This is a genomic window from Nevskia soli, from assembly GCF_903970205.1.
In the GTDB taxonomy this organism is placed as follows: domain Bacteria; phylum Acidobacteriota; class Terriglobia; order Bryobacterales; family Bryobacteraceae; genus Bog-113.
Genome location: NZ_CAJCHS010000424.1, coordinates 1 through 4,244 on the forward strand (window position 1 = coordinate 1; position 4,244 = coordinate 4,244).

Consider the following 4,244-nt stretch of genomic DNA (forward strand, 5'->3'; position numbering starts at 1 on the left):
AAGTGCGGGTCGTGCAAAGAGACGACCATCTGTCCGATGTCGATGCAGGGCTGCGGGTTCTGCGTGCCGGCCAAGAACAAGATCGCGCGGATGCAGCAAGCCGGGTTCTCGGATCAGGCGATCATCGATTCGTTCATCAAGCAATACGGACCGGATATCTACCGCGCCGGGCCGAGCTCGTATTTCTGGCTGGTGCCCTATGGCGCGCTGATCCTGGGAGCCGGGGCGATCTTCTGGTTTGTGGGCCGCTATTCGCGGCATCCGGCGGCAGCGGGTGCGTCGGGCGCGCCGATTCCCGATGACCCCGTGTATGCGCGATACCGCGAGGCGATCGAGAAGGAATCCGGGAGAATCAATTCGTGATGGTGCTCGTGCTGGCGGTCCTGTTGGTCGCCTTGGCACTCGGAGCGATTCTGTTCGTTCGCGACAAGGATATTCCGGAACCGGCTCCGGTGTCGCCGTTCAAGCATCTTGAGGAACGCAAGGCGCAGATCTATGAGAACCTGCGCGATCTGCAATTTGAATATCGCGTGGGCAAGCTGTCGGATGCCGATTATCAGCAGACGAAATTGGACTTGCAGAAGGGGCTCGCGCAAGTGATGGCGGAGTCGGACCGCATCAAGAGCGAGCTGCAGTTAGCGCCTCAGCCTGCGCCGCCCGTCGCCGCGCCGAAGCCGCGGAAACCGGTCGCGGCGACCGTTTGTCCGCAATGCCACGCCGAATTTGCGGAGGTGCTGAAGTTTTGTGGAGAGTGCGGGGCGGCGATCGTTGTCGTGCGAGGGCAACAGGCGTGAGGTTCGGCATTGCTTTGTTATTGCTGACCGCAACCAGCGCTTTCGCGGTGGATGGCACGATCGTGAACGGGACTACCGGGAAGCCGCAAGCCGGCGCGACGGTGACGCTGCTGCAGATCACCAGCGCGGGGCCGCAGGTGGTGAACACGACGCAGTCCGCTGCCGACGGGACCTTCAACATCGCCACGCCGGCGGGGGGCGCGCCCGGTCCGAAGCTGGTGCAGGCGAATTATAAGGGCGTCGTCTACAACAAGATGATCCCGCCGGGAACGCCGGATACCGGGGTTCGCGTGGATGTGTTCGACTCGTCGAGTAAGCCGGAGAACGCGAAAGTCACCACGCACATGCTGCTGCTGGAGCCGTCCAACGGACAGATGACGGTGAGTGAAAGTTTCATCTACACGAACACCGGCAAGGTCGCTTATAACGACGCGGAACATGGGACGCTGCAGTTTTACGTTCCCCCGGAGGCGGCCGGAAAGATCCAGATGAACGTGACGGCGCCGAACAGCGTTGCGGTGCGCGCCACGCCGGTGGAGACCGCGATCAAAGGCGTCTATAAACTGAACTTTCCGGTGAAGCCGGGCGAATCGCACATCGACCTGACGTATCAGATGCCGTTCACGACGCCGTCGAAGTTCGCGACGAAGATCTTATTCCGCCAACCCAACACCAAACTGCTGGCGCCGGTCGGAGTCACGTTGTCCGGACCGGGCTTGCAACCGCTCGGGCAGGAACCGCGCACGCAGGCGACGATCTTCAACGTGGATGGGCCGAAGCTGGAGGTGAACGTCGTGGGATCGGGAGCCTTGGCGCGCGGCGGGGATGAGGGCACGACCACTACGGGTGCGGCGGGCGGCGCAAACGATGCGAACAATGATAGCGATGCGACGATCGCCGAACTCTATCCGCAGCTCTACGGAAAGGCGAGCCCGGCCGATGGTTTTCTCGGCGTTGCGAGCTCCGTCAAGTGGATCCTGCTGCTGCTGTTGGGGACGCTCGCGCTAGGGTTCGTCTATCAGTACCGGCGCGGAGCCTGACGTGCTGTCCGCGACCGGCGTCTGGAAATATCACGGACAATTTCCCGCGCTTCTGAACGTTTCGATTGAAGCGCAACCCGGGAGTTGTCTCGCGCTGCTCGGGAGAAACGGGGCAGGGAAGACGACGCTGCTGCGCATTCTGGCCGGACTTTCGAGCGCATCGGAGGGCCAGGTTCGAGTGTTCGGAGAGGAGCCGCGCTCGCCGCGAGCGCGACGGCGGATTGGGTATCTGGGGCATGGCATTGGGATCTACGATGAACTGACCGCGCGCGAAAACCTGATCCACTTCGGCCGGCTGTACCGTGTCGGCGATCCCGCCGCGACTGCCGATCGCTGGCTCGAACGCGTGGGATTGGGCCGTGTGCCGGATGCGCGTGCGCGCGAGTTCTCACGGGGGATGCGGCAGCGGCTGGCGATCGCTCGCGCGTTCTTGCATGAGCCGGAAATGCTGTTGATGGATGAGCCGTTCACGTCGCTCGATGACCGCGCCATTGCGCTGCTGCAGAGCGTGATCCGCGAAGCGGTTGCGCAGAATCGATGCGTGGTGCTTTCGACGCATCAGCTTCGGGAAGCGCTGGAACTGGCGAGCGACGTGGCGCTACTGGATCGCGGCAAGCTGATGTTTGCGGGGCCGAGAACGGCGGCGATGGTTGCCGATCCGGGGTCGGTGTATGCGGCGTTCGAATGACGGGAGTTCTGGCCGTTGTGCGCAAGGACCTGCTATCGGAACTGCGCGGCAAGGAAGGGATCAACGCGTCGGTATCCTTCGCGCTGGTGATTCTGTTGATCTTCAGCTTCGCCTTCGAGCCGACGGATACGGATGTGAGGAAACTCAGCGGCGGGCTGTTGTGGATCGCGTTCGCCTTCGCCGGAGCGCTGTTGCTGAACCGCAGTTTCGCGCGCGAGATTCCGAACGATTGCCTGGACGCGCTGGTGTCCTCGCCGATTCGCGGTTGGGAGTTGTTTCTGGGCAAAGCGCTGGCGAGTTTTCTGCTGTTGCTCGGGGTGGAACTGCTGTGCTTGCCGGTGTACGGCATTTTCTATAACGTGCGGTGGGCGAAAGTGTTCTGGCCGCTAATGCTGGTGCTGGTTTTGGGGACGTGGGGCTTGACCGTTCTAGGCGTGAGTTTCAGCGCGCTCACGGTGAACCTGCGTTTGCGGGAACTAATGCTGCCGCTGCTGCTGTATCCGGCGTTATCGCCGGCGCTGATGTCGGCGATGATCCTGACGACGGCGCTGCTGGGCGGCGAAGCGATCTTCGGCGCAACCGCGGGAATCAACACCGCGTGGCTGCGCATGCTGACGGGGTTTGACATTATATTTACAGCGCTATCGGTGGCGCTGATCGAGTACGTTCTCGTATTGTGAGGCTGATTTAAGAGCTATGACAACGCGTCAGAAGACGATTTACTGCTTAGCCGGGCTGGCTGGAGTAATCCTGGTGGTGAACCTATACCGCATCTTACTCGTGCTTCCGGATGAACTCCGGCAAGGCGCCATTTACCGCATCCTTTACTTCCACGTGCCGGCGGCGTTCACGGCGTGGAGTTTGTTCCTTACTTCGTTAGTTGCCTCGGTCGGCTACCTGGCAACCAAGCGGCTGCGCTGGGACGGAATCGCCGCGGCAGCAGTGGAAGTGGGTTTCGTGTTCTGTACCGTAAATCTGGTAACGGGGATGATCTGGGCTAGAAATCAATGGGGCATCTGGTGGACCTGGGACGCGCGACTAACCAGCATGTTCGTCTGCTGGCTGCTGTACGCGAGCTATCTGGTGCTGCGAACCGCCGTGGATGATGCCGGCCAGCGCGCGACGATTTCCGCCGTGCTCGCCATCTTCTCGTTCGCGGACGTGCCGATCGTTTACGGGTCTATCTATTGGTGGCGCACGCAGCATCCGCAGCCGGTTTTGACCACCGGAAAACTGGCCGCCGAGATGTGGCCGCCGCTGCTGATGAACTTTGGCGCGTTCCTGTTGATTGCGGTTGCGTTGATGCTGGTCCGGCTGGACCAGGAAGAGACGAGCCTCGAAATCCAAGGGCTGCGCCGGTTGGCTCACGCGCTCTGACCTATGGACCAGCGTAATTTCCAATTCCTTTTCTACGGATTCGCGGCCGCCTGGGCGCTGGTCGCGATCTATGTAATCGTACTGGCGCAGCGCGGCCGGAAACTGCGGGAAGAGTTGAACCGCGTCCGCAATATGGTGGGCGGCGGGGCCGCGGCAGATACCGGGAAACAAAAGCGGTAGAATCGAAATTGTTGCGGGACGGTTACGGCATTATGGTCTAGGCCGCAACGTTTCTAAGCTCCGGAGAGTTGGCCGAGTGGTTGAAGGCGCACGCTTGGAAAGCGTGTATAGGGGAAACTCTATCCAGGGTTCGAATCCCTGACTCTCCGCCATTTCCGTGAAAGA

At 61.3% G+C, this 4,244-nt stretch carries 7 protein-coding genes and 1 tRNA gene; all 8 read left to right on the forward strand.

Going from position 1 to position 4,244, the window contains the following annotated elements; translation table 11 throughout:
- Positions 1-363: cytochrome c-type biogenesis protein CcmH (locus tag H1Y01_RS18170; protein ID WP_180542066.1), on the forward strand; the 363-nt coding region annotated here is incomplete at its 5' end.
- Complete coding sequence (locus H1Y01_RS18175) at positions 363-794, forward strand: hypothetical protein (protein WP_180542068.1); 432 nt, start codon at positions 363-365, stop codon at positions 792-794. The genes H1Y01_RS18170 and H1Y01_RS18175, both read left to right, overlap by 1 nt.
- Positions 791-1,834, forward strand: a complete 1,044-nt coding sequence (locus H1Y01_RS18180; RefSeq protein ID WP_180542070.1) for a hypothetical protein — start codon at positions 791-793, stop codon at positions 1,832-1,834. The genes H1Y01_RS18175 and H1Y01_RS18180 overlap by 4 nt, the downstream gene beginning before the upstream one ends.
- A gap of 1 nt (position 1,835) precedes the next feature.
- Positions 1,836-2,522, forward strand: coding sequence for a heme ABC exporter ATP-binding protein CcmA (gene ccmA, locus H1Y01_RS18185; RefSeq protein WP_180542072.1), 687 nt, complete (start codon positions 1,836-1,838; stop codon positions 2,520-2,522).
- Entirely contained in the window at positions 2,519-3,202 is a 684-nt protein-coding gene (locus H1Y01_RS18190; RefSeq protein WP_180542074.1) for a heme exporter protein CcmB, read from the forward strand. The genes ccmA and H1Y01_RS18190 overlap by 4 nt, the downstream gene beginning before the upstream one ends.
- A 16-nt stretch (positions 3,203-3,218) precedes the next feature.
- A complete protein-coding gene (gene ccsA, locus H1Y01_RS18195) occupies positions 3,219-3,899 on the forward strand; it encodes a cytochrome c biogenesis protein CcsA (protein ID WP_180542077.1) in 681 nt (226 codons plus the stop codon).
- Positions 3,900-3,902: 3 nt separating this feature from the next.
- Complete coding sequence (locus tag H1Y01_RS18200; protein WP_180542079.1) at positions 3,903-4,079, forward strand: CcmD family protein; 177 nt, start codon at positions 3,903-3,905, stop codon at positions 4,077-4,079.
- A gap of 62 nt (positions 4,080-4,141) precedes the next feature.
- Positions 4,142-4,231 (forward strand) — tRNA-Ser (locus H1Y01_RS18205).
- Positions 4,232-4,244: the final 13 nt, after the last annotated feature.

What these genes read in the sequence shown, in the direction of transcription:
- H1Y01_RS18175 (WP_180542068.1), top strand. Translation starts at nt 363, where the DNA reads ATGGTGCTCGTGCTGGCGGTCCTGTTGGTCGCCTTGGCACTCGGAGCG.
- H1Y01_RS18190 (WP_180542074.1), top strand. Translation starts at nt 2,519, where the DNA reads ATGACGGGAGTTCTGGCCGTTGTGCGCAAGGACCTGCTATCGGAACTG.
- ccsA (WP_180542077.1), top strand. Translation starts at nt 3,219, where the DNA reads ATGACAACGCGTCAGAAGACGATTTACTGCTTAGCCGGGCTGGCTGGA.
- H1Y01_RS18200 (WP_180542079.1), top strand. Translation starts at nt 3,903, where the DNA reads ATGGACCAGCGTAATTTCCAATTCCTTTTCTACGGATTCGCGGCCGCC.